This window comes from Pseudomonas sp. BO3-4 (genome assembly GCF_034044115.1).
GTDB lineage: Bacteria > Pseudomonadota > Gammaproteobacteria > Pseudomonadales > Pseudomonadaceae > Aquipseudomonas > Aquipseudomonas alloputida.
In genome coordinates this window covers 4,767,823-4,789,985 of sequence record NZ_CP139018.1, presented here as the reverse complement: position 1 = coordinate 4,789,985, position 22,163 = coordinate 4,767,823, and the positions used below count along the sequence as shown (strand labels likewise).

At 62.9% G+C, this 22,163-nt stretch carries 21 protein-coding genes; 8 read left to right on the top strand and 13 right to left on the bottom strand.

The window, feature by feature from the left end; translation table 11 throughout:
* Positions 1 to 104: 104 nt before the first annotated feature.
* Positions 105 to 1,445 (bottom strand): MFS transporter, encoded by a 1,341-nt coding sequence (locus REH59_RS21975; protein ID WP_014861546.1) that lies wholly within the window; start codon positions 1,443 to 1,445, stop codon positions 105 to 107.
* A 350-nt stretch (positions 1,446 to 1,795) separates the two neighbouring features.
* On the opposite strand from REH59_RS21975, the gene REH59_RS21970 reads away from it, so the two are divergent.
* The 6 genes from REH59_RS21970 (at position 1,796) to REH59_RS21945 (ending at position 6,252) form a co-directional block, all read left to right on the top strand.
* Complete coding sequence (locus tag REH59_RS21970) at positions 1,796 to 2,725, top strand: helix-turn-helix transcriptional regulator (protein ID WP_017147889.1); 930 nt, start codon at positions 1,796 to 1,798, stop codon at positions 2,723 to 2,725.
* A 10-nt stretch (positions 2,726 to 2,735) separates the two neighbouring features.
* Positions 2,736 to 3,668 carry a pca operon transcription factor PcaQ gene (gene pcaQ / locus REH59_RS21965; RefSeq protein ID WP_014861548.1) on the top strand — a complete coding sequence of 311 codons (933 nt, stop codon included), beginning with the start codon at positions 2,736 to 2,738 and terminating at the stop codon, positions 3,666 to 3,668.
* A gap of 286 nt (positions 3,669 to 3,954) precedes the next feature.
* Positions 3,955 to 4,707 (top strand): FKBP-type peptidyl-prolyl cis-trans isomerase, encoded by a 753-nt coding sequence (locus tag REH59_RS21960; RefSeq protein ID WP_003252534.1) that lies wholly within the window; start codon positions 3,955 to 3,957, stop codon positions 4,705 to 4,707.
* Between the two features lie 289 nt (positions 4,708 to 4,996).
* Positions 4,997 to 5,434, top strand: a complete 438-nt coding sequence (locus tag REH59_RS21955) for a YkvA family protein (protein ID WP_003252536.1) — start codon at positions 4,997 to 4,999, stop codon at positions 5,432 to 5,434.
* 114 nt (positions 5,435 to 5,548) lie between these two features.
* Entirely contained in the window at positions 5,549 to 5,887 is a 339-nt protein-coding gene (locus tag REH59_RS21950; protein ID WP_003252538.1) for a helix-turn-helix domain-containing protein, read from the top strand.
* Complete coding sequence (locus REH59_RS21945) at positions 5,884 to 6,252, top strand: hypothetical protein (protein ID WP_003252539.1); 369 nt, start codon at positions 5,884 to 5,886, stop codon at positions 6,250 to 6,252. Before REH59_RS21950 ends, REH59_RS21945 begins: the two co-directional genes overlap by 4 nt.
* A gap of 363 nt (positions 6,253 to 6,615) precedes the next feature.
* On the opposite strand, the gene REH59_RS21940 is transcribed toward REH59_RS21945, so the two are convergent.
* Both REH59_RS21940 and REH59_RS21935 read right to left on the bottom strand, forming a co-directional pair.
* Positions 6,616 to 7,662: an EAL domain-containing protein gene (locus REH59_RS21940; RefSeq protein ID WP_265536534.1), complete on the bottom strand. Its 1,047-nt coding sequence runs from the start codon at positions 7,660 to 7,662 to the stop codon at positions 6,616 to 6,618.
* Positions 7,663 to 7,779: 117 nt separating this feature from the next.
* Complete coding sequence (locus REH59_RS21935) at positions 7,780 to 9,861, bottom strand: carboxy terminal-processing peptidase (RefSeq protein WP_162996144.1); 2,082 nt, start codon at positions 9,859 to 9,861, stop codon at positions 7,780 to 7,782.
* Between the two features lie 139 nt (positions 9,862 to 10,000).
* Between REH59_RS21935 and REH59_RS21930 the strand changes: the two genes are divergently transcribed.
* On the top strand, positions 10,001 to 10,963 hold the full coding sequence (locus tag REH59_RS21930; RefSeq protein ID WP_014860246.1) for an NAD(P)H-quinone oxidoreductase: 963 nt from the start codon (positions 10,001 to 10,003) through the stop codon (positions 10,961 to 10,963).
* A 119-nt stretch (positions 10,964 to 11,082) separates the two neighbouring features.
* Here REH59_RS21930 and REH59_RS21925 read toward each other — a convergent pair whose 3' ends face one another.
* The 6 genes from REH59_RS21925 to REH59_RS21900 form a co-directional block, all read right to left on the bottom strand.
* Complete coding sequence (locus REH59_RS21925) at positions 11,083 to 11,736, bottom strand: HAD family hydrolase (protein WP_003252546.1); 654 nt, start codon at positions 11,734 to 11,736, stop codon at positions 11,083 to 11,085.
* Positions 11,737 to 11,750: 14 nt separating this feature from the next.
* Complete coding sequence (locus REH59_RS21920) at positions 11,751 to 12,740, bottom strand: ABC transporter ATP-binding protein (RefSeq protein ID WP_014860247.1); 990 nt, start codon at positions 12,738 to 12,740, stop codon at positions 11,751 to 11,753.
* A gap of 1 nt (position 12,741) precedes the next feature.
* Positions 12,742 to 13,536 carry an ABC transporter permease gene (locus REH59_RS21915; protein ID WP_003252553.1) on the bottom strand — a complete coding sequence of 265 codons (795 nt, stop codon included), beginning with the start codon at positions 13,534 to 13,536 and terminating at the stop codon, positions 12,742 to 12,744.
* Positions 13,526 to 14,353 carry an ABC transporter permease gene (locus REH59_RS21910; protein ID WP_012053417.1) on the bottom strand — a complete coding sequence of 276 codons (828 nt, stop codon included), beginning with the start codon at positions 14,351 to 14,353 and terminating at the stop codon, positions 13,526 to 13,528. Before REH59_RS21910 ends, REH59_RS21915 begins: the two co-directional genes overlap by 11 nt.
* Before the next feature lie 8 nt (positions 14,354 to 14,361).
* Positions 14,362 to 15,168, bottom strand: a complete 807-nt coding sequence (locus REH59_RS21905) for an alkaline phosphatase family protein (RefSeq protein WP_003252558.1) — start codon at positions 15,166 to 15,168, stop codon at positions 14,362 to 14,364.
* 129 nt (positions 15,169 to 15,297) lie between these two features.
* Positions 15,298 to 16,362, bottom strand: coding sequence for an ABC transporter substrate-binding protein (locus tag REH59_RS21900; RefSeq protein ID WP_014860248.1), 1,065 nt, complete (start codon positions 16,360 to 16,362; stop codon positions 15,298 to 15,300).
* Between the two features lie 327 nt (positions 16,363 to 16,689).
* Here REH59_RS21900 and REH59_RS21895 point away from each other — a divergent pair, with 327 nt between their 5' ends.
* Positions 16,690 to 17,403 carry a UTRA domain-containing protein gene (locus REH59_RS21895; protein ID WP_003252562.1) on the top strand — a complete coding sequence of 238 codons (714 nt, stop codon included), beginning with the start codon at positions 16,690 to 16,692 and terminating at the stop codon, positions 17,401 to 17,403.
* A gap of 31 nt (positions 17,404 to 17,434) precedes the next feature.
* Here the strand turns inward: REH59_RS21895 and REH59_RS21890 are convergent, their stop codons facing one another.
* The 4 genes from REH59_RS21890 to REH59_RS21875 form a co-directional block, all read right to left on the bottom strand.
* The gene (locus tag REH59_RS21890) at positions 17,435 to 19,582 is read right to left on the bottom strand and encodes a mechanosensitive ion channel family protein (protein ID WP_014860249.1); all 2,148 of its coding nucleotides are present in this window, start codon (positions 19,580 to 19,582) and stop codon (positions 17,435 to 17,437) included.
* A 44-nt stretch (positions 19,583 to 19,626) separates the two neighbouring features.
* Positions 19,627 to 19,794: a hypothetical protein gene (locus REH59_RS21885; protein ID WP_003252566.1), complete on the bottom strand. Its 168-nt coding sequence runs from the start codon at positions 19,792 to 19,794 to the stop codon at positions 19,627 to 19,629.
* A 137-nt stretch (positions 19,795 to 19,931) separates the two neighbouring features.
* Positions 19,932 to 21,221 carry a M18 family aminopeptidase gene (locus REH59_RS21880; RefSeq protein ID WP_012053413.1) on the bottom strand — a complete coding sequence of 430 codons (1,290 nt, stop codon included), beginning with the start codon at positions 21,219 to 21,221 and terminating at the stop codon, positions 19,932 to 19,934.
* 169 nt (positions 21,222 to 21,390) lie between these two features.
* Complete coding sequence (locus tag REH59_RS21875) at positions 21,391 to 22,026, bottom strand: RluA family pseudouridine synthase (RefSeq protein ID WP_003252569.1); 636 nt, start codon at positions 22,024 to 22,026, stop codon at positions 21,391 to 21,393.
* Positions 22,027 to 22,163 lie beyond the last annotated feature (137 nt).

Here is a 22,163-nt window from a genome sequence, read left to right as displayed (position 1 = left end):
CAGCGTATCCAGCGGCTGGCCGGCAAAGTTGGACGAAAGCGGGGTTGGGTTGGATTATCCAAGTAACCTGTACCGGCCCAATCGCTAGCACAGGCAGTGCAATCTCAAGCAGTTGTTTTCAGCTCGATGCGATACAGCTTCCCAAGCAGCAGCGAGTAAGACAGCGTGCCCATCAACGCCACGCCGCCGATGAACCAGAACGCCATGGCGAACGAGCCACTGGCGTGCACGATGGCGCCGATCACGATCGGTGTGACGATGCCGCCGATGTTCGCCGCCAGGCTGGTGATGCCGCCGGTCAGGCCGATCAGCTCCTTTGGCGCCACTTCCGACACGGCAGCCCACGACGACGAGGCGATGCCCTGGGCGAAGAACGCCAGGGTCAGCACGGCGATGCACAGCACATTGGAGTCGGTGAAGTTCACCAGCACGATCGACATCCCCAGCATCGAGCCCACCACCAGCGGCAGCTTGCGGGCAAACGACAGCGAGTAGCCCTTGCGGATCAGGAGGTCGGAGACAATGCCCGCCAGGAGGATGCCGACCGTGGCACCAATGAACGGCATGACCGCGAAGATGCCGACCTTGATCAGCGTCAGCTGGCGTTCTTCGATCAGGTAGGTGGGGAACCAGGTAAGGAAGAAGTACAGTGCCGAGGTGCTGGCGAACTTGCCCAGGCAGATCGCCCAGATCTGGCGATAGCGGAACAGCTCGGCAACCTGGCGCCAGTCGAAGCGGGTACGTTGCTGGCTGCTCTTCACCAGGCCACCGCCGTTCTCGATGTAGGCCAGTTCCTCCTTGCTGACCTTCTTGCAGTTCAGCGGGTCGCGGTACAGCACCAGCCACACGACGCCGAACAGGATGCCCACCAGGCCGGTGCTGTAGAACACGTGGCGCCAGTCATAGGTGGTCGCCAGCCACAGTAGCGCGCCGGTGAACAGCGCGGTGCCCAGGTACTGGCCACATACGTAGATGCTGCTGGCCATCCCGCGCTCGCGGGCGGGGAACCACACCGTGACCGCACGGCTGTTGGCCGGGAAAGCCGGGGCCTCCATGGCGCCGACCGCCAGGCGCAGGCCGAACAGTGAGGCGAAGCCGCTGGCCAGGCCCTGGGCCACGGTGACTGCCGACCAGCTGATCAGCGACACGCCGTAGGTCAGGCGCGAGCCGAAGCGGTCGGCGATGAAGCCGGCCGGCACCAGTGCCAATGCGTAGGTCCAGGCGAAGGCGGAGAAGATCAGGCCCATCTCGACCTTGTCCAGGCCTAGGTCCTTGGCCATGAACGGCGCTGCGATGGAAATGTTCACCCGGTCGACATAGTTGATGATGGTCGCCACCAGCAGCAGCGACAGCATGAACCAGCGGCGGCGGGAGGGCAGGCGCTGGGCAGGGGCCGCGTCCAGCGCGTACGACGACGCGGCGCGGGGGGTAGGCGTGCTCGACATGAGTCGACCTCGTTTGTTGTTGTTGGTAGAGGTTGGGCTGCAGTCCCTTTTCTACAGTGGTCGTACGACGCATCGAATGCAACGGCGGTTTTAGACCGTTTTTTTCGCTGAAGGCGGGGTAGGGCTGTGCTGTCCAAGAAAATCAGAAGGTGGGGTTTTGCGCGTATTTTCAGCTGTATGTCGCATTCCCAGCGGGTTGTGGACGGTTAGGGTTGCGCGAGTTTTTGCAGACAGGTTTAATTTGATGACTTTAGACATCGTACAACTTGTTGTGTCTGCCCCTGGTCTCTTCGCGGCCTCGCCCGTGAAGGGGCCAGACAGCGCCATCCTTGAAGACTGGAGCCAACCCAATGCCCCCCAAGCGCGAGGTTCCGACCTACGTCATGCAGCAGCGCAGCGAGCTGATGGATTTCTACATCCGCGACCAGCGCGGGCGCCCCGCCGAGACCGCGCCGCACCGTCACGAGTATTTTCAGATCCAGGTCAATTTAGGCGGCGACACGGTGCAACACATCGGTAGCGTGCAGCGCCCGTTCAGGCGCAACACCTTGGCTTTCATCCTGCCGCACCGGGTGCACGTGATCCCACATCCGGCGGACAGCGACTTCGTGGTGATCAATTTCTCCCAAACGTTCCTGCTGCCGCACCTGGCCTGCGACCCGATGGACCTGGAGGAAGTGTCGATCCTGCAGGCGCCAGAGCTGTCGCCGTTCCGCTTTCAGGAGCATCTCGACTTTTGCCTGGGTGAAGCCGACTTTGCCCAGGCGCGGCAAATCCTCGATCGCTTGCGTGAACTGGATGCCAACCGCCGCTTCGGCACCCGCGAAATGCTCAAGGGCCTGTTGCTGCAGCTGATCGGCCAGGTCTGCGGCCTGTACGCCGAGCCGCTGCGCGAACTGGCCGACAGCAACGCTGCCCAGCTCAGCCGCCGTGCTGCGCTGGGCCGCATGAGCGACTACCTGCGCCGGCATATCGACGACCCCGACCTGAACCTGCAGAAAGTCGCCGCCGCCACCTACCTGTCGCCGACCTACCTGACCCACTGGCTGCGCAAGGAAATCGGCAAGACCTTCAGCGAGCTGGTGCTGGAGCGGCGCATGCACGCCGCACGCAACTACCTGCTCAACGGCAGCCGCCCGGTGGGCGAGGTGGCGCGGCTTTGTGGCTTTGCCGACGAAGCCTACTTCTCTCGACGTTTCCGCCAGATCCACGGCCTGCCACCTGGCCAGTTCCGCCGCCAGCAACGCGACCCGGATACGCCGCAGGTAGCGATGCGGTAAGCTTGCTGCCATGAACCTCGACACCCGCATCAAATACCGCCACCTGCTGTGCTTCCTGGAGATTGCCCGGCAGGGCAGCCTGGCCAGGGCGGCCGATAGCCTGTCGATCAGCCAGCCGGCGATTTCCAAGACCCTCAAGGAGCTTGAGGACCTGCTCGAGGCGCGCCTGTTCGAGCGCAGCCGCCAGGGTGTCGAGCTGACCCCGGCCGGCACCCGCTTCATGCGTTACGCCGGGCCCAGCGTGCAGGCGCTGCGCGATGGCGTCAGCAGCCTGCGCGGTGAAGCGCGGGCGCCGTCGCAGGTGCGCATCGGCGTGCTGTCCACGGTCGAAGGCCTGCTCATGCCTGAGGTGCTGTGCCGCCTGCATCAGCGCCATGAAGCGCTGGTGATCAGCGTGGTCACCGGGGTCAGCGCGCAGTTGCTTGGCCAGCTTCACCTGGGGGAGCTGGAACTGGTGGTGGGGCGCATGACCGACAGTCCGCAAATCCAGGGGTTGTCGTTCGAGCACCTGTACAGCGAGTCGATGAGCCTGGTGGTGCGCCCGGGTCACCCGCTGCTGGCCAGCACGCCCGTGGAGCGGGGACAGGTGGGGCGTTACCCGCTGGTGCTGCCACCCGCTGGCACCACCATCCGCCAGCACGCCGACAGCCTGTTCGTGCAATGCGGCATCCAGATGCCGGCGCAGCGCCTGGAAACCCTGTCGCTTGCCCTGAGCCGGCGCTACCTGCTGGGCAGCGATGGCCTGTGGGTGGCGCCGCGTGATGCCGTGCTGCTCGACCTGCGCCGTGGCGAACTGGTCGAGCTTGACCTGGGGGGGCGCGAGCCGGGAGGGTCGGTGGGGATTTGCCGCAATGCCGCCTTGCCGTTGAGTTTGCCGGGCCAGTGGGTGGGAGAGGTGCTGCGGGAGGTGGCGGGGGAATATCGAGAGGGTCGGTATCCTTGAGGTTTTCGGGGGCTCCCTGACCTGTTTTAGCCCCTGTGAAAAGCGCCGATCACCCCGATGTTTCCGACCTCAGAACCTGCAGAAATAAAAAGCCACAAAAGCCCGGCAAACCCGGCACAAAGGGTCAATACTGGCCAATGGCTGTAAAGCTTCGATGAAGAAGCTTTTAATGACTGAACTTCCTTACGAAAACCCGCTCCTATGCCGGTAGCCATTGGTCATGGCCGCCTGATAAGCTCGCGGCTTTACCCTGATTGCCCTCATGGCGCATGAACAAGGAAATAGCATGAAACAGCATCGTTTGGCGGCTGCGGTTGCCCTGGTAGGCCTGGTACTGGCTGGCTGCGATCAACAAGCCAGCAGCCCCGAGCTGAAGACTCCGGCGCAGAAAGCCTCCTACGGTATCGGCCTGAACATGGGCAAGAGCCTGGCTCAGGAAGGCATGGAAGACCTTGATTCGAAAGCAGTCGCCCTCGGCATCGAAGACGCCGTTAGCAAGAAAGAACAACGCATCAAGGACGAAGAGCTGGTAGAGGCCTTCACCGCATTGCAGAAACGCGCCGAGGAGCGCCTGGCCAAGGCCAGCGAAGAAGCCGCCTCCGCCGGCAAGAAATTCCTCGAAGAAAACGCCAAGAAACCAGGCGTGGTTACCACTGCCTCGGGCCTGCAGTACGAAGTGGTCAAGAAGGCCGACGGCCCGCAGCCCAAACCGACTGACGTGGTCACTGTCCACTACGAAGGCAAGCTGATCGATGGCAAGGTCTTCGACAGCTCCGTCGAGCGTGGCAGCCCGATCGACCTGCCGGTCAGCGGTGTGATCCCAGGTTGGGTCGAAGGTTTGCAGCTGATGCACGTCGGCGAAAAGTACAAGTTGTTCATCCCGGCTGAACTGGCCTATGGCGCACAAAGCCCAAGCCCGCTGATCCCGGCCAACTCGGTACTGGTGTTCGACCTGGAACTGATCGCCATCAAGGATCCGGCCCAGTTGCAAGGTGCCGAGCCGCAGGCCGAAGCCCCTGAAGAAGCACCTGCCCAGTAACATTGGCTGGTTGTCGGAAAACGCCCCACATTGTTGGGGCGTTTTCGTTTGTGCCGATTGGACGAACCTGCAACAGCTGATACTGTCCGAGGAAATGCAGCGTGAAGAAGTAGGATGTTTCTGACGCAAATCGTTTGCGGCGCAGGTAGTCATGGCGTGAAACGACTGTGTAAAAAACGCCCGATCTGACCGGGCCCCTTGCCTGGCAGGCACCTGGGGTCGGAAACGTCGCCCTGTTCACAAGGTTATCCACAATAAATGTGGATAACCTTTTCCTCTCGGAGGCTCCATGAGCGCACCCTGGAATTTTGCCCGTTTCCTGCCATTGGCCGAGCGCCTGCTCAGCCGCGGTCGTTTGCCGGCCTTGTTGTTTGCGGTGGCGCGCAAAGGCCCGCGCCTCGGCCAACTGCGTGAAGATGTGAAGCTGCTGCAGTCGCTGTGCCTGGCCTGGTGGAGGGGGGAATACCGCGCCATCAGCCCCAAGGCTCTGGTCACTGTCGTGGCTGGCCTGCTGTATTTCGTCAGCCCCATCGATGCCATCCCGGACTGGTTGCTGGGGGTGGGTTTCCTTGATGACATCGCGGTCTTGGGCTGGGTGCTGAAAACCGTGGCCGACGAATTGGCGCGCTTCAAGGCCTGGCGCGATAGCCAGGCACCCGAGCGGCTACGCGTGGTCGAGCGCCTGCCGGCTACCCCGGAAGCGCTGCGGCTGGAGCGCAACAGGTAATGAAACCGGCCTGAATCTCACCTCAACTGCACAGACCTCGGAGTTGGTAATATAATTGGCATAAGGGTTATGCCTACGGATTACATGCTGTAATCCTTTTTAAAGGGGTTTGTAATGGGTATTCAGGTCATCAGCCGGGACGGTCAGCCCGAGTACGCCGTCGTTCCCTGGGAGCAATACCAGGCGTTGCTCCGCGCGGCAGGGCAGGCACCTGCCGAGGCGGTTTCCAGTGAGGCGCAGGGCGTTGCTGCCAGTGCGCCCCTGCCAGCCTTCAGCGAAGTCGCCCAGATTCGCCAGGCCAAGGGCATTGCCCCGGAGCAACTGGCGCGCAATGTCGGGGTGAGCCCGGCGTATCTGGCCATGATCGAATCGGGGGAACGCCAGCCAGATGCTGCCATCCGCCGCGCCCTGGCCTGGCATCTGGGGGTGGCTGGCTGGAGCGAGCCATCATGAGCCAGGTCAGGATCAGCCGTCAGCACTGGGATAACCTGCTGGGCGAGCTTGACCTGGCCCGTCGTCAACGTCACTTGCTGACATACCGAGCGCTGATCGAGCGCTTGCAGCTACCCAGCCCGGCCATGCAGACGCTGACTGCCGCGCTGGAATACCTGGCGGTGCTGGATGCCCGTGCCGAGCAGCCATTGCGCAGTTCGCTGGTGATCAGCCAAGGCGCCAGCCGTTTGCCGCGAACTGGCTTCTTTGAGTGTGTCGAGCGCCTGGGGCGGTTTACCGGGCCGGTCGATGGCATGGAGGCTGCCTCGTGGCATGCTTCTGAGGTGGTTCGGGTGTTCGAGTACAGCTATCCCGAAACGGCCTGAAGCGTTACCCATTCCAGCCTGTTCGCTACAGGTGGTGACCCTGAACGAAAGGGCAGGGCCTGCTGGCCAATTTCCACCCGCCGTTCACCGTTGCCGCCGCTACCGTATTCGCGGGTAAACCCGCTCCTACCACGGTGGTGGCCACACATCGGGGGTTGGAATCAGGCTGTTGTAGGAGCGGGTTCACCCGCGAAAGGGCCGGGCCTGCTGGCCAATCCCCACCCGCCGTTCACCGTTGCTGCCGCTACCGTATTCGCGGGTAAACCCGCTCCTACCACGGTGGTGGCCACACATCGGGGGTTGGAATCAGGCTGTTGTAGGAGCGGGTTCACCCGCGAAAGGGCCGGGCCTGCTGGCCAATCTCTACCCGCCGTTCACCGTTGCTGCCGCTACCGTATTCGCGGGTAAACCCGCTCCTACCACGGTGGTGGCCACACATCGGGGGTTGGAATCAGGCTGTTGTAGGAGCGGGTTCACCCGCGAAGAGGCCGGCACAGGCAGCGCATCCCTGTGAATCAACCCGCACCCCCTGCCATCGGCATCCACCACTTCCAATGCCTCCAAGTGCTGGTATCGGCCAAACAGCTCCAGCAGCTGCCCGATCGTGGCATTCAAGTGCACTGTCGGTTGTTCAGCGAGTGGCACCTGCGTCAGTGCTGGTAAAAGCCCGCTGTCGCGTACCCCCATCTCCTGTGGCCGCCCTAGCAAATAACCCTGCACCAGGTCCACGCCCATCTCCACCAGCACCGCCAGCTCTTCCGCCAGCTCGATGCCCTCGGCAATCACCTGTGCCTTCGATGCCCGGGCAATCTGCAAGATAGAGCCTACAAACTCGCGTTTGAGCGGGTCACGGTGGATGCCGTCAATGAAGTGCCGGTCGATCTTCACGTACTCGGGGCGCAGCTCCGACCACAGGCGCAGGCTGGAATAGCCCGCGCCCAGATCGTCGAGGGCAATCGAGAAGCCCATGTCGCGATAGTGGTGCACGGCATTGGACAGCAGCTGGAAGTCGTCGGTGGGCGTGTGCTCGGTCAACTCGATCACCACCCGGTTGGGCGGCAGGCCAACCTGTTCGAGCAGTTTCAGGGTCAGGCCAGAGGGGTAGTGCGGCTCCAGCAGCGATTCGGGTGAGATGTTGAGAAACAGTTTGCCCTGCAGTTGCTGCTCGCTGAAGCGTCGGCAGGCGCTTTCTCGGCAAGCGGCTTCCAACTCGGTCAGGCGGCCGGCCTGGCGGGCGATGGTGAACAGGTTGAGCGGCGCATGCAGCGGGCTATTGGATGGGCCACGGCTCAGCGCCTCATGGCCAAACACCCTATGTTCACTCAGGCACATGATTGGCTGGAACAGACTGTGAATACGGCGTTGAGCCAGGATGGCACTCAAGGCACTGAGCTGTTCGGCAACGGTCATGATGGATTCCTGAAAAATGAGGGCCGGGCATCTGCATGCCCGGCCCTCATATTTCACGACAGCGCGATGACTGTTTGATGACAGGTCGCATTATTCTGCCATCATTGCTGAGGTGCCTTACTTCTTGGCCACCTTGGTGCTGGCACTGAGGTAGTCGATCAGGATGCGACCGGTTTCCGCGAGGTAAGCGTCGTCTTCCGGCTTGGTATTTTCATCCTCGACCGGCAGAGCGTCTTCGTCCTCTTTCTTCAGTTCCTTCAGCGGTTCTTCACCCTTGGCCTTACGGCGGGTGTTTTCCAGCGCCAGTTGCTTGGCCTCGACGCTGTCGTGGCGTGCGCGGCGTTCCTGCTCGTTGAGGCTGACGGTTTTCTCGTTCATCAGCTTCTGGGTCAGGGCCAGGCGGTCGCGGATGTAGGTGAACTCGGCATCCTTGTCGCTGCGCGCCTCATGTTGCGCCTTGAGCTGGGCCAGGAACGGCCTGAACGGATCGGCCGCAGGCTTGACCACCGGGCGGATGGTGTCCCACGGCATGGCCTCTGGCAGGGCGCTCTCGCCGATTTCCTTGGTGTCGATGATCGAGGGGTAGTCGATGTCCGGCAGCACCCCCTGATGCTGGGTACTCTGCCCGGAAACCCGGTAGAACTTGGCCAGGGTCAGCTTCAGCTCGCCATGGTTGAGCGGCTGGATGGTCTGCACGGTGCCTTTGCCGAAGGTCTGGCCACCGATGATCAGCGCGCGGTGGTAGTCCTGCATGGCACCGGCGAAGATCTCCGATGCCGAGGCCGACAGGCGGTTGACCAGCAGTGCCAGCGGGCCCTTGTAGAAGGCCCCCGGGTTTTCGTCTTCCAGCACGTCGACGCGGCCGTCGCTGTTGCGTACCAGCACGGTCGGGCCTTTCTCGATGAACAGGCTGGTCAGCTCGGTGGCTTCCTGCAGCGAGCCGCCGCCGTTGTTGCGCAGGTCGATGACCACGCCGTCGACTTTCTCTTTCTGCAGCTCGGTGAGCAGCTTCTTCACGTCACGCGTGGTGCTCTTGTACTCCGGGTCGCCAGCGCGGTAGGCCTTGAAGTCCAGGTAGAAGGCCGGGATCTCGATGATGCCCAGCTTGTAGTCACGCCCGTCCTGCTTGAGCTTGAGCACCGACTTCTTCGCCGCCTGTTCTTCAAGCTTCACCGCTTCACGGGTGATCGACACAATTTTGCTGGTCTGGTCGCTAGGCGCATTGCTGGCCGGGATGATTTCCAGGCGCACCACCGAGCCTTTCGGGCCGCGGATCAGCTTGACCACTTCGTCCAGGCGCCAGCCCACCACGTCGACCATTTCCTTGTTGCCCTGGGCCACGCCGATGATCTTGTCAGCCGGGGCCACCTGCTTGGTCTTGGCTGCCGGGCCTGCTGGCACCAGGCGCACGATCTTGACCTGGTCGTTGTCGCTTTGCAGCACTGCACCAATGCCTTCGAGCGACAGGCTCATGTTGATGTCGAAGTTTTCGGCGTTGTCCGGCGACAGGTAGTTGGTGTGTGGGTCGTAGGACTGGGCGAAGGTGTTGATGTAGGCCTGGAAGATGTCCTCGGCACGGGTTTGGTCCAGGCGCGCGAGCTGGTTCTTGTAGCGCTTGATCAGGGTTTCCTGGATCTGCTTGGGTTCCTTACCGGCGATCTTTTGGCGCAGCACTTCGTCTTTCACGCGTTTGCGCCACAAGTCGTCGAGCTCGGCCTGGTTCTTCATCCACGGCGCATCCTTGCGGTCGATCAGCAAGGTTTCCTTGGTGGTGAAGTCAATCTTGTCCACGCCCTTGTTCAGTTCAGCCAGGGCGAAGTCCAGGCGTTGCTTGACGCGGTCGAGGTAGCGCTTGTAGATGGTGAAGCCCGGGTCCAGGTTGCCACTCTTGAGGAAATCGTCGAATTGCGTTTTCCATTTATCGAATTCGGCAATGTCGGCAGCGGTGAAGTAGCTGCGCGCCGGGTCCAGCAGCTTGATGTAGCTGTCGTAGATAATGACCGAACGGGCATCGTCCAGGGGCGGCTTGCTGTAGTGGTGGCGCTTGAGCAATTCCACCACGTTGAGGCTGGCGACGATCTCGTCGCGGTCCGGCTGCAGGCTGTCCCACTTGTTGGCGGCCGCCGCATTGCCGCCGAGCGTGAGGCTGCCCAGGCCGATCATCACAGCCAGTGCGGTGCTTGGAAGGAAATGCTTCATGCTGATTCGACGTGGAGGCAATTGATCACGCATAGTAGGCCGTCTTTTCCGTTGCCGGTTCCATGGAGCCGGGCAAATACTGCAAAAGGCCTGAGGTAAGCGACCTCAGGCCCAGTCATGATTCAACTATGGAGGCACTGTGAAGGCATTGCAAGGCGTTGACGGACATGTGGAGTGGGTCGAGGCCGAACGCCCGACCTGTGACGCGGGCCAAGTGCGCATTCGCGTGGCCGCTGCGGGGCTGAACCGCGCCGACCTGCTGCAGATGAAAGGGTTGTACCCGCCACCACCAGGTGCCAGCCCATACATGGGGCTGGAGTGTTCCGGGGTGGTTGAAGAGGTGGGGGCTGGTGCCGCCTGGCGCGTGGGTGACCGCGTTTGCGCCCTGCTGGCCAGCGGCGCCATGGCCGAGGAAGTGGTGGTCGATGCCCGTCACGTATTGGCGGTACCCGAAGGCCTTGGCCTGCATGAGGCGGCAGCGTTGCCGGAGGTGTATGCCACCGCCTGGCTGAACATCTTCCAGCTCGGTGCAGTGAAGGCTGGCGAGAAGGTGCTGGTGCACGCCGGCGCCAGTGGCGTTGGCTCGGCCGCCATCCAGCTGTGCAAGGCGTTCGGCAGCCCGGTATGGGTCAGCGTCGGTTCGCAGGACCGCCTGGCCTACTGCCAGGCGCTGGGCGCTGCGGGGGGTGTGGTACGTAACGAGAACCTGGACGCGCTGGAAGGTTTCGGCCCGTTCGATGTGATTCTCGACCCGGTCGGCGCCAGCTACGGTGAGCTGAACCTCAAGCTGCTGGCCCGTGACGGGCGCTGGGTGATCATCGGGCTGATGGGCGGACGCAAGTTCGAGCTGGACCTGGCCCAAGTGCTGGGCAAGCGTCTGGAAATTACCGGTTCCACCCTGCGCAACCGTGATGACGGCTTCAAGGCCGAGCTGCTGCGCGAACTGCAGCAGCAAGTATGGCCGCTGTTCGCCGAGGGGCGGTTGTCGCCGCAGCTGGTCGATACCTACCCGGTGGAGTTTGCCCAGGCGGCGTATGCCGAGCTGGAGACCAACCAGGTGTCGGGCAAGCTGGTGATGGTGATCGACCCTAGCCTGGTGTAAGCAGGCCTGGCCCCTTCGCGGGTAAACCCGCTCCTACATCGGGATCGCCATAATTTGCACACTGTGCGATGTAGGAGCGGGTTTACCCGCGAAGGGGCCGGCACAGCCCATAAAAACCTTCAGCTCCAGCTCAGAATCGGCCACCCATTGATCTCGGCATGCTCGCGCAACACCGCATCCGGGTTCACCACATGCGGGTGATCCACTCTCAACAACAACGGCAAGTCATTCCTCGAATCGGAATAGAAACTCGCGCCCTCCAGGTTCTCCTGCTCCTGATCCAGCCATTCCAGCAACCGCGTGATCTTGCCCTCACGATAGGTCAGCACCCCGTGGGTCTTGCCGGTGTACACCCCGTTCACTGCCTCCAGCTCAATGGCCAGGTATTCATCCACGCCCAGTCTCGCGGCAATCGGCCCGACCAGGTGCGTCCCCGAAGCGGAAATGATCAGGATGCGATCCCCACGCTTGCGGTGCTCGGCAATGCAGCGGCAGGCGTCACCGTAGATGATCGGTTCGATCACTTCTTCGACCCACGGTGCCACCAGGTGCTCGACTTCTTCCAGGGTACGCCCGGCAATCGGCTCCAGGCTGAAGGCCATGTAGTCCTCCATCTGCAGGTGGCCCCTGCCATAGGCTTCCATCAGTTCATGGTCGCGGCGCAGGAAATCCTTGCCGTCGACCCAGCCCAGCCGGGCCATCTGCTCGCTCCACAGTGATGCGCAGTCGCCGTGGATCAGGGTTTCATCCAGATCGAAAATTGCCAGTGCCATTGTGTTGAGTCTCCTTAAGCCACTTCCCGCAGCGCAGTGGGGTCGATCGACACGCTTACCCGTTTTCCGTCCGCATGCAAGTCGGCCGGCGAGCGGTTGAGCACATCGACCACCAGCTCCACGTCGCGCACCCGCACCCGGTAGCGGATCACGTTGCCCAGCAGGCTGTGGCTGCGCACCTCGGCGTCCAGCTCGCCGTGCACGCCTAGGGTGATCGACTCTGGGCGGATCGCCAGGCGGCTGGCCACCGGGCGCTGCAGCAGGCGGCTGGCGCTGTCGGCGTCGAGCAGGTTGTAATTGCCGATGAAACCGGCGGCAAACAGGTCCACGGGGGCGGTGTAGAGGGTTTCGGCATCGCCACTCTGGACAATGCGCCCCTGGTTCATCAGGAAGATGCGGTCGGACATGGTCAGCGCTTCCTCCTGATCGTGAGTGACGAATATGGTGGTCAGCCCCAGTTCGCGCTGGATGGCGCGAATCTGCTCGCGCAGGTGCTTGCGGATACGCGCATCCAGCGCCGACAACGGTTCGTCGAGCAGCAGCAGGCGCGGGCGGGTGACCAGTGAGCGTGCCAGGGCCACGCGCTGGCACTGGCCACCGGAAAGCTGGTGCGGGTAGCGCCCGGCGAACGTGCCCAGCTCCACCAACTCCAGCACCTCGCGTACCCGCAGCTGGCTTTCATCGGCCTTGACCTTCTGCATGCGCAGGCCGAAGGCGACATTCTGCTCCACGGTCATGTTAGGGAACAGCGCGTAGCTCTGGAACACCATGCCGATGCCACGCTTTTGCGGGCTTAGCGGCACGATGTCGTGGCCGTCGAGCAGTATCTGCCCGCTGTCCACCGAGGTTAGCCCGGCAATGCAGCGCAGCAGGGTGGACTTGCCGCAGCCGGACGGGCCGAGCAGGGTGACGAATTCGCCGCGTTCGATGTGGCAGTCGATGCGCTCGAACACCGGGCTGCCGGCGTAGCTTTTCTGCAGTTTCTGTACGCTGACGAAGCTCATGTCAGGTCTTGTCCTTGTTCAGGCGGTTGGCGACCCAGGTCAGTACCAGCACGAAGGCGAAGTAGGAGATGACCAGCGCGCTGTTGAAGTGGCCGCTGCTGTTGCGCATGTTGTTCAGGTACACCTGCAGGGTCTCGTAGCGGGTACCGACCAGCAGGTTGGCAAACACGAATTCGCCGAACAGGAACGAGAACGACAGCAGCACTGCCACCATCAGGCCCTGGCGCAGGTTCGGCAGCACCACCAGCAGTGCGGCCTGCCAGGTGCTGGCGCCGAGCAACTGCGCGGCGTCCATCAGGTCGCGCAGGTTGATGGCCTGCAGGTTGTTGGTGATGGCCCGGTACATGAACGGCAGGGCGATGGTGAAGTAGCAGCCGATCAGGATCCACGGTGTGCCGACCATGGCCATCGGCCCGCTGCCATACAGCTGCAGCAGCCCCACCGACGACACCACCGGCGGGACCGCGAATGGCAGCAGGATGAGGATGTTCATCAGCGCGTCGAGCCGCGGGAAGTGGTAATGCACCACGAACAGCAGTGGCAAGATCAGCACCACCGACAGCAGCAGTGCGCCTACGCACACCAGCAGCGACTGGCCGAACGCGGCAAGGAAACGCGGCTCGCTCCACAGCGCCGCATACCACTTCAGGGTCAGGCCACTGGGCAGCAGGCTTGCCGACCAGCTGGTGGCCAGCGAGTAGAGCAGGGTGCCGGCCAGGGGCAGCAGCAGGATCAGGAACAGCAGGTAGACCACGAGGCGGTGGTACCAGCCGCCTGAGCGGATGTCAGCGCGCATGGTAGCTCCTTTTCAGCAGCCATTGATGCACCACCGTGACCAGCGTCATCAGCCCCACCAGCACCATCGCCAGGGCGCTGGCCAGGTTCGGATCGAGGCTGATGTCGCCCGCCACCAGGCCGGCGATGCGGATCGGCAGTACGTTGAAGTTGCCGGTGGTCAGTGCGTACACGGTGGCGTAGGCGCCCAGGGCGTTGGCCAGCAGGATGACGAAGGTGCCCAGCAGTGCCGGGGCCAGCACCGGCAGGCCGATGTGTCGCCAGTACTGCCAGTGGTTGGCGCCCAGCAGCGCGGCTGACTCGCGCCAGTCTTCGCGCAGGGCGTCGAAGGCGGGGTACAGCAGCAATACGCCCAGCGGGATCTGGAAGTAGGTGTACACCAGGATCAACCCGCTTTTGGAATAGATACTGAAGTCTTCCAGCAGGCCGACCTGCTTCAGCAGCAGCGTCAGCGCGCCGTTGAAGCCAAGCAGGATGATGAAGGCAAAGGCCAGCGGTACGCCGGCAAAGTTGCTGGTCATGTTGGCGAAGGCGCTGACGAAGTCGCGCAGCTTCGAGTCCACCTGGCGCAGCGAGTAGGCGCCGAGGGTAGCGATGACGATGCCGAACACGCTCGACCAGAAGCTGATTTCCAGGCTGCGTTGCAACGCCTGCAGGTAGAACTTGGAGGCGAACACCTTGCTGAAGTTGTCGATGCCCCAGCCGGCCTCCGATTGCAGGCTGTTGATCGCCACCCAGGCCAGCGGGGCGACCTGGAAAATGACGAAAAACACGGCGAACGGCAGCAGGCAGAGCAGGGCCAGGTAGCGGCCACGCATGCCGCCATTCACTTCAGCAACTCCCGGCAAACCGTCTTGTCGTGCGCGGCGCCCAGCAGCTCGCAGATGGTGCCGCACAGTTCGGTTTGCAGCGGTTTGGCGGCCGGGTCCAGGCTGAAGGCGTCGCCGAAGACGAACAGCGGCACTTCACGTTCTTCAGCCAGCAGGCCGTTGTGCGAGCGGTCGTTGTTCATGCCGTGGTCGGCGGTGACCAATACCTGATAGCCCTCTTCGAGCCAGCCAGGCAGGTAGTCGGCCAGCAGGATGTCGACGCTGCGCGCAGCGTTGCGATACTGGCTGCTGTCCAGGCCGTGGCGGTGACCCACGTCGTCAACGCTCATCGGGTGCACCAGCAGGAAGTTGGGGGCGTGACGGCGGCGCAGGTACTCGCCATCGGCCAGAAGGTGCGAATCGGGGTAGCGGTCGTCCCAGTAGAACAGCCCGTGCTGGATCGGCAGCTTCGGCGCGTGGGTGTGGCGGTCACGCTGCGGGTCGAAGGGCGAGCGGTTGTACAGCTCGCTCATCCAGTGATAAGCCGCCGCTGCGGTGCCCAGGTTGGCCTCGCGGGCGTAGTGAAACACGCTGCGTTGGTTGGACAAGCGGTTGATGTTGTTGTGCACGATGCCGCTGTCGATCGGTGGCACGCCGGTGAGGATGCATTCATACAGCGGCCGCGACAGCGATGGCAGCTCGCATTCCACGCGGTACAGCGCGGCGCGATCTGCTTCGACGTAGGCGTGCAGGTGGCCCATCGCATGGTGGGCGACCTGGTAGTTGAGGCCGTCAAGCAGGACCAGGATGACGTTGTGTTGCATGTTTTCTCCAGTCATGAACCGCGTTGGCACCTTCGCGGGTAAACCCGCTCCTACAGGTATCGCGTATCCCTGTGTAGGAGCGGGTTTACCCGCGAAAGGGCCGGATCAGGCGCTACAAAGCCCAGCCCCTTACTCCATCTCGATGATCACCTGCTCCTGCCACATCTGCGGCAGTTTCTTCGAGGTGGCTTCCCAGGCTTCGGCATTCTTGATCGGCTGGGCGGCACCGTACTGCTCGTTAGGCAGCAGCTTGGCCTGCACATCTGCCGGCAGCTTCAGGTGCTCGGCCCGGATCGGCCGCGCATGGCCCTTGGCCAGGTTGATCTGCCCGGCGTCGCTGAAGATGTATTCACGGGTCAGCTTGGCCGCGTTGGGGTGCTTGGCGTACTTGTTGATGACCGTGGTATAGCCGGAAATCACCGAGCCGTCCGAGGGGATCAGCACTTCAAAACGTTTTGGGTCGATCTGTTCACGGTAGCTCAGGCCGTTGAAGTCCCACACCACGCCAACTTCCACCTCGCCCTTCTCCAGTGTCTGGATGGTCGGGTTGGCCAGCGACAGGCGCTTCTGCTGCGCCAGCTTGGTGAACAGCTGCAGGCCCGGCGCCACGTTGGTTTCGTCACCCTTGTAGGCGATGGCCGCAGCCAGCACACCGTTGGCGGCCTGGGCGGCGGTGCCGACGTCACCGATGGCGACCTTGTATTTGCCTTTTTCCAGGTCATGCCAGGTTTTCGGCCGTTCCTCTTCCTTGACCAGGTCCTTGTTGATGATGAAAGCGATGGTGCCGGTATAGGCCAGCGCCCAGTGGCCGTCCTTGTCCTTGGCCCATTCCGGCACCTGGTCCCAGGTGCTTGGCTTGTAAGGCTGGCTGACGCCCTTGGTCACCGCGATCGGGCCGAAGGCGGCACCCACGTCACCGATGTCGGCGCTGGCGTTGTCCTTCTCGGCTTCGAACTTGGCCAGTTCCTGGGCCGAGCTCATGTCGGTGTCGCTGTGCTTGAGGCCGTACTTGCTGGCCAGGTCTTCCCAGGTGCCTTTCCAGTTGGCCCAGGCGTCGGGCATGCCCACGCTGTTGACAGTGCCTTCCTTGCGGGCGGCGTCTTCCAGGGCCTTGAGGTCAGTGCCGGCGGCCATGGCCGTGGTGCACAACGCGATGGCCGAACCAAGCAGTGACGCCATGAAGAACTTTTTCATCCGAAGCTCCTTTGGGTGGGTGCCTTTGCGATCGTTGTTCTGGGTAAAGCCGTTGCAAGCCTTTGACTGGCACCTTTGGTCTAGGTCAGCAAACCTTGAGCCAAGGTAGGCCGCTTGCGTGACAGTTTGATGTAGGGAGGGGGCCGGCAAGGGCCCTGAAGCTACAGCGTAGACCAGGTAATCGCCCCGGTTCTGCTGGCTTGGCGCGTTTCTGGCAGTGCCTGGCCCAAGCTTTGTCACAGGATGTTCATCAGCCCTGCCTAGGCTTGCACTATTCTCAACCTGCCCTGTGATGGGGCTGGACTAGTCCAGATAGGTAACCTTTCGATGCAGTCGACGCCCCCGCGTGCGGTAACAGCCATCTGCCATGCCCTGCAGGAGCAGATCGAGCATGGCCTGCTGGCGCCGGGCGGCAAGCTGCCGGCCGAGCGGCGGCTCAGCGAGGTGTTCGACACCACGCGCATTACCCTGCGTGAGGCGTTGGTGCAGCTGGAGGCCCAAGGCTTGATTTACCGCGAAGAGCGCCGAGGCTGGTTCGTTGCGCCGCAGCGCTTGACCTACGACCTCATCGAGCGCAGCCATTTCCATGCCATGGTGCGCGATCAGGGGCGGGTGGCCAGTACCGAACTGCTGTCGGCGAGGCTGCAGCCGGCTTCGGCGGCCATCTGTGCACGCTTGCAGCTGCCGGCGTTGTCCAGCGTGGTGCGCGTCTGCCGGTTACGGCGGATTGACGGGCGGGCGGTGCTGTATGCCGAGCATTACCTGAACCCCCGGTACTTTCCAGGCATTCTCGAACACGACCTGGCGCAGTCACTGACCGAGATTTATGGGCGGGTGTATGGCATCGAGTACGGGCAGGTGTGCTTCGAGATCCTGCCGACAGCGTTGCCGGTGGAGGCGGCAAGCGCTTTGAAAGTGTCGGCGGGCAGCCCGGGGTTGCACATTACCCGGGTCAACAGCGACCAGCATGGGCACTTGATCGACTGTGACCTCGAGTATTGGCGGCATGATGCGATCCGCATTCGGGCCCAGGCTGGATGAGGTGTTGCCTTCTTCGCGGGTAAACCCGCTCCTACGAGCGGGCCTCTGTCATCCCACCCCCACCGGCTGTCACCACCTGCACCGACAACCGCGGCGTCGCCAGGTCCAGCCCGGCTTCATCCAGCTGCCGCTTCAAGGCCAGGTTGAACGCCCGCGACACCTCCCACTGCTTGATCGGTGCGGTCTTGAACCGCGCCCGCAAGATCGCCGACCCTGACTCAAAGCTCTCCACCCCCTGTAGCTCCAGCGGCGACCAGATATTGCGGCGCATCAGTGGGTCATTGCGCAGCTTCTGCCCCACTTCGCGAACCAGCGTGATCGCCTGGTCGATGTTCATGCTGTGCGGGATTGCCACGCGGAAGATCGCGTAGCCGAACTCCCGCGAGTAGTTCTTGATGCTCTTGATTTCGCTGAACGGGATGGTATGCACAATGCCGTCGATGTCGCGCAGGCGCACGGTACGAATGGTCAACCCTTCCACCGTGCCCAGGTGGCCGCCGACATCCACGTAGTCGTCGATGGCCAGCGAATCTTCGATGATGATGAACAGGCCGGTGATCAGGTCGGCCACCAGCGACTGCGCGCCAAAACCGATGGCCAGGCCGATCACACCGGCACCGGCCAGCAGCGGGGTGACGTTCATGCCCATGTTGGCCAGGGCGACGATGACCGCGATGATGAAGATGACCACGAACATCACGTTGCGGATCAACGGCATCATGGTTTGCGCACGGGCGTTGGCCAGCCCCCGGCGCGAGCGCACCAGGGCATGGTGTACGGCGGTGTCGGCAAGGATCCACACCAGCCAGGCCACGATCAGTGTGCCGGCCAGGCCCAGCAGGCGCAGGCTGATGTCATGGCCGTCGCCCTCGGCGAAGCTGATCATCGACACGCCCCACACGCGCAAGCCCAACTCGATGAACACCAGCCAGATGAACAGGTGCACCAGCAGGTAGCCGAAGTTGCGCAGGCGTTCGGTGTACACCGCCTGGCGCTTGCCGGCCCGCTTGGGGTTGGCGGCATGGCGGCGCACCAGGCCGTTGAGCACCATGCACACCACCACCAGCACCGTGCACATCAGCGACTGCCGCAGGGCGGTGCTGGTGTCGCCGGCGGAGACGAAGGTGGCGAACAGCGAAATGGCCACCAGGATCAGCGCCGGAATGAACCAGAAGCTGCCGAGGATCTCGATGGTATCGCTGAGGGTGCGTCGGGTCAGGCGCCGCGACAGTGGCTGGTTGCGGATCAGGTGGGCGATCGGCCGGCGGAAGCGCAGGATGAACAGCCCGGTGCACAGTGCCGCAATCACATTGGCCAGGGTAGCCAGGGCGTGGGCCAGGTGGGTACCGAGGGCAACCAGCATGCGTGGATCGCTCATCGCCTCGCCAAACGCGGCGAAGCTGCCGATCAGCCACAACGGGCGAAACGCCTGGCGCCGCAGGATGTGCAGGGCGCGGTGGCGGTGTGGGCCGTCCAGCAAGGAAAAGGCGATGACGCAAATGGCCGAAAAGCAGGTGCCGACCACCAGTGCGTAGGCCAGCACCATGGCCAGGGATTTGCCCAGCGATGGCGGCAGCACGAAACTCAGGTACACCGTGAACACCAGCGCTACCAGCCAGGGGCCGAGCTTGCGCAAGGCAAAGCGCACCAGGTCCCAGGTACGCGGGTGCTGTGGCAGTTCTTCGCTCAGGCCAAAGCGCAGGCGTACCCGATGGCCGACCCAGTTGAAGGCGTAGGCCAGCACACTCCACACGACAATCACTGCAGCAAAACCGAACAGGATTGGCGGCCACTGGTGCACGGGCACCACCAGCTCGGTCAGTTCGGCCTGGGCTTGTTCGATTTCCGCGGCCCAGCGGTGGAATGGACTGGCATCGCCGCTGAACTGTTTTTCAAAGTCATGCAGGGCACCGCCGATCAGGCCGAGCACGCCCTGTTCAACGCTGGGTTGCGATTGCCGGGTGGCGTCGCGCAGTTTTTTCAGGTCGGCCAGCAGCTTGGCCCGTTGCTGGTCGTTTTCGAGGTTCTTGATCACCTCGTCCAGCGACTTGCCCAGCGGCTCGGTGGCTTCTGGCTGCGCGGGCGCGCTGCCGCCCAGCAGGCCAGGCAAGCCCGCCGCTTGTACCGGGGCGATGAACAGCAAAAGCAACAGGAACAGGTAACGCAGGAGGGCAGGCACTGGCAAATCTACCTCAGGTCAAACGATTGACCGAGTGTAGAGGTTTATGTCGGCAGTTTCTCGAGGATCTTCCAGCAGGTGAGGCCGAAAATACCCAAGGTGCCGACCCACATCATCAGTACACCGATGTTGCGTTCGCGCATGCTGAAGCCGATGGTCAGCAGCATCAGGAACAGGAACACCGGGACGAACAGTGACAGGAACGGGGACATGGACAGCAATCCTTTTGCAGTGGGGCCATGTAACAAGCATAGCGCTTGGCAAGCGAGGCGTGATTGACCTTGAGCATGTGTAAGCAGGCTCGGCCTATTCGCGTCGAACCGCCGCGAATAGGCCGGGCCTGCTTACATCACGGCAGTTCGCGGCTACGGTAGAACGCGGTCAGTACCTTCACCAGGTGCGCCAGGTCATGGCTGCCGCACAGCTCGCGAATGGAGTGCATGGCAAAGGTCGGCAAACCGATATCCACCGTGCGCACACCCAGGTGGCTGGCGGTGATCGGCCCGATGGTCGAGCCACAGCCCATGTCGCTGCGCACCACAAAGCTCTGCACCGGTACTTCCTCGGCCATGCACAAGTGGCGGAAGAACCCGGCCGTCTCGCTGTTGGTGGCGTAGCGCTGGTTGTTGTTCACTTTGATCACGGGCCCGGCGTTGAGCTTCGGCCCGTGGTTGCCGTCATGCTTGTCGGCGTAGTTGGGGTGCACGCCGTGGGCGTTGTCGGCCGATACCATCAGCGAACGCTGGAGGGTGCGCACATAGGTGTCGCCATCGGGCAGCAGGCGCTGCAGGGTCTGCTCCAGCATCGGGCCATCGGCACCGCAGGCCGAGCAACTGCCGACTTCTTCGTGGTCGTTGCACACCAGCACACAGGTTTCGTCGCTGTCGGCGGCCAGCAGGGCCTGCAAACCGGCGTAGCACGACAGCAGGTTGTCCAGGCGGGCGCCAGCGATGAAGTCGCCATTCAGACCTATCAGCGCGGCGTCTTGCGTGTCATAGAAGCTCAGCTCGTAGTCCAGCACCACGTCGGCGATCAGCTCGTGCTCGCGGGCCAGTTGCTCGGTGAGCAGGGCGCGGAAGTCGATGCGTTCGTCACCGGCCACTTGGGCGAGGATGGGGGGCAGTTCGTTCTGCGGGTTGATCGCCCAGCCTTCGTTGGCGGTGCGGTTCAGGTGGATCGCCAGGTTGGGGATGATCGCGATTGGCAGCTTGAAGTCGATCAGCTGGCTTTCGACCTTGCCGTCACGGCGGTAGGTGACGCGGCCGGCCAGCGACAGATCGCGGTCGAACCAGGGGGCCAGCAACGCGCCGCCATACACTTCCACGCCCAGTTGCAGAAAGCCCTGGCGCTGCAGTTCGGGCTGAGGCTTGACCCGCAAGCACGGGCTGTCAGTGTGGGCGCCGACCATGCGGATGCCATTGAGCAGCGGCGACTGCTTGCCCAGTTTGATGGCGATGATTGAAGAATCGTTGCGGGTGACGTAGTAGCGGCCGCCAGTCTCGGGGTCCCAACTGTCGCGCTCGTCCAGGCGCTTGTAGCCGGCCGCCTCAAGGCGCTGGACCAGGCTGGCGGTGGCATGGAAGGGCGTGGGGGAGGCCTTGAGAAATTCGATGAGGCCGGTATTCAGTGCGTCGCGCATAGCTCACTCCAGACAGCAGTGGCGCGAGTTTAACGCAGAATGTCGACAATTTGTGTCTGCATCTTCGCGGCTAGCGCTGCTACCACAGGTATTACACAGCCCCTGAGCGCAGCGCGGTCCTTGTGGGGGCGGCTTCAGCCGCGAAGAGGCCGGTACAGGCCCTGCGAAATCAGAACGGTGCCGGGCACTCGAACTTCAACCGCTGCCCGGACACCGGGTGGGTAAAGCTCAGCATCGAGGCATGCAGGCACAGCCGCTCATGGGCCGCCAGGGCTTGCGGGTTGGCGTACAGCCGATCACCCAGCAGCGGGTGCCCGATCGACAGCATGTGCACCCGCAGCTGGTGCGAACGCCCGGTAATCGGCGTCAGCTCCACCCGACAGTAATCGCCGCAGCGTTCGACGATACGCCAGAAGGTCAGGGCGTGCTTGCCCTGCTCGTGGTCCACCACATGCCGTGGTTTGGTCGGTGGGTCGTAGCGCAGTGGCAGGTCGATGCTGCCGCTGTCCAGCGCCGGCTGGCCCCAGCACAGCGCGGTGTAGGCTTTTTCGGTTTCACGGTCGTGAAACTGGCGCGACAGCTCGCGGTGGCTGTCGGCATCGCGGGCCAGCAGGATGATGCCGGAGGTTTCCCAGTCCAGACGGTGCACGATCAGCGCATCGGGGTAGCCGTTTTCCTGCAGGCGGGTGATCAGGCAGTCCTTGTTGTCCTCGGCACGGCCAGGTACCGACAGCAGCAGGGTCGGTTTGTTGATCACCAGGATGGCGGCGTCTTCGAAGAGGATCTGGACATTCGACAGCGGCATTACAGGTCTCACGAAAATAGCAGTAAACGCTGGGGCCGCTTTGCGGCCCTTCGCGGGCAAGCCCGCTCCTACAAAGGCTATGCATTCCCCTGTAGGAGCGGGCTTGCCCGCGAAGGGCTGCAAGGCAGCCCCAAATT

Excerpts from the sequence above, each read along its gene's own strand:
- REH59_RS21925 (WP_003252546.1), bottom strand. The coding sequence starts at position 11,736 with ATGGCACTGGCAATTTTCGATCTGGATGAAACCCTGATCCACGGCGAC.
- REH59_RS21895 (WP_003252562.1), top strand. The coding sequence starts at position 16,690 with ATGCAGTCGACGCCCCCGCGTGCGGTAACAGCCATCTGCCATGCCCTG.
- REH59_RS21900 (WP_014860248.1), bottom strand. The coding sequence starts at position 16,362 with ATGAAAAAGTTCTTCATGGCGTCACTGCTTGGTTCGGCCATCGCGTTG.
- REH59_RS21910 (WP_012053417.1), bottom strand. The coding sequence starts at position 14,353 with ATGCGTGGCCGCTACCTGGCCCTGCTCTGCCTGCTGCCGTTCGCCGTG.
- REH59_RS21940 (WP_265536534.1), bottom strand. The coding sequence starts at position 7,662 with ATGACCGTTGCCGAACAGCTCAGTGCCTTGAGTGCCATCCTGGCTCAA.
- REH59_RS21905 (WP_003252558.1), bottom strand. The coding sequence starts at position 15,168 with ATGCAACACAACGTCATCCTGGTCCTGCTTGACGGCCTCAACTACCAG.
- REH59_RS21880 (WP_012053413.1), bottom strand. The coding sequence starts at position 21,221 with ATGCGCGACGCACTGAATACCGGCCTCATCGAATTTCTCAAGGCCTCC.
- REH59_RS21915 (WP_003252553.1), bottom strand. The coding sequence starts at position 13,536 with ATGCGCGCTGACATCCGCTCAGGCGGCTGGTACCACCGCCTCGTGGTC.
- REH59_RS21920 (WP_014860247.1), bottom strand. The coding sequence starts at position 12,740 with ATGAGCTTCGTCAGCGTACAGAAACTGCAGAAAAGCTACGCCGGCAGC.
- REH59_RS21950 (WP_003252538.1), top strand. The coding sequence starts at position 5,549 with ATGGGTATTCAGGTCATCAGCCGGGACGGTCAGCCCGAGTACGCCGTC.
- REH59_RS21935 (WP_162996144.1), bottom strand. The coding sequence starts at position 9,861 with ATGAAGCATTTCCTTCCAAGCACCGCACTGGCTGTGATGATCGGCCTG.
- REH59_RS21955 (WP_003252536.1), top strand. The coding sequence starts at position 4,997 with ATGAGCGCACCCTGGAATTTTGCCCGTTTCCTGCCATTGGCCGAGCGC.
- REH59_RS21970 (WP_017147889.1), top strand. The coding sequence starts at position 1,796 with ATGCCCCCCAAGCGCGAGGTTCCGACCTACGTCATGCAGCAGCGCAGC.
- REH59_RS21875 (WP_003252569.1), bottom strand. The coding sequence starts at position 22,026 with ATGCCGCTGTCGAATGTCCAGATCCTCTTCGAAGACGCCGCCATCCTG.
- pcaQ (WP_014861548.1), top strand. The coding sequence starts at position 2,736 with ATGAACCTCGACACCCGCATCAAATACCGCCACCTGCTGTGCTTCCTG.
- REH59_RS21945 (WP_003252539.1), top strand. The coding sequence starts at position 5,884 with ATGAGCCAGGTCAGGATCAGCCGTCAGCACTGGGATAACCTGCTGGGC.
- REH59_RS21885 (WP_003252566.1), bottom strand. The coding sequence starts at position 19,794 with ATGTCCCCGTTCCTGTCACTGTTCGTCCCGGTGTTCCTGTTCCTGATG.
- REH59_RS21960 (WP_003252534.1), top strand. The coding sequence starts at position 3,955 with ATGAAACAGCATCGTTTGGCGGCTGCGGTTGCCCTGGTAGGCCTGGTA.
- REH59_RS21975 (WP_014861546.1), bottom strand. The coding sequence starts at position 1,445 with ATGTCGAGCACGCCTACCCCCCGCGCCGCGTCGTCGTACGCGCTGGAC.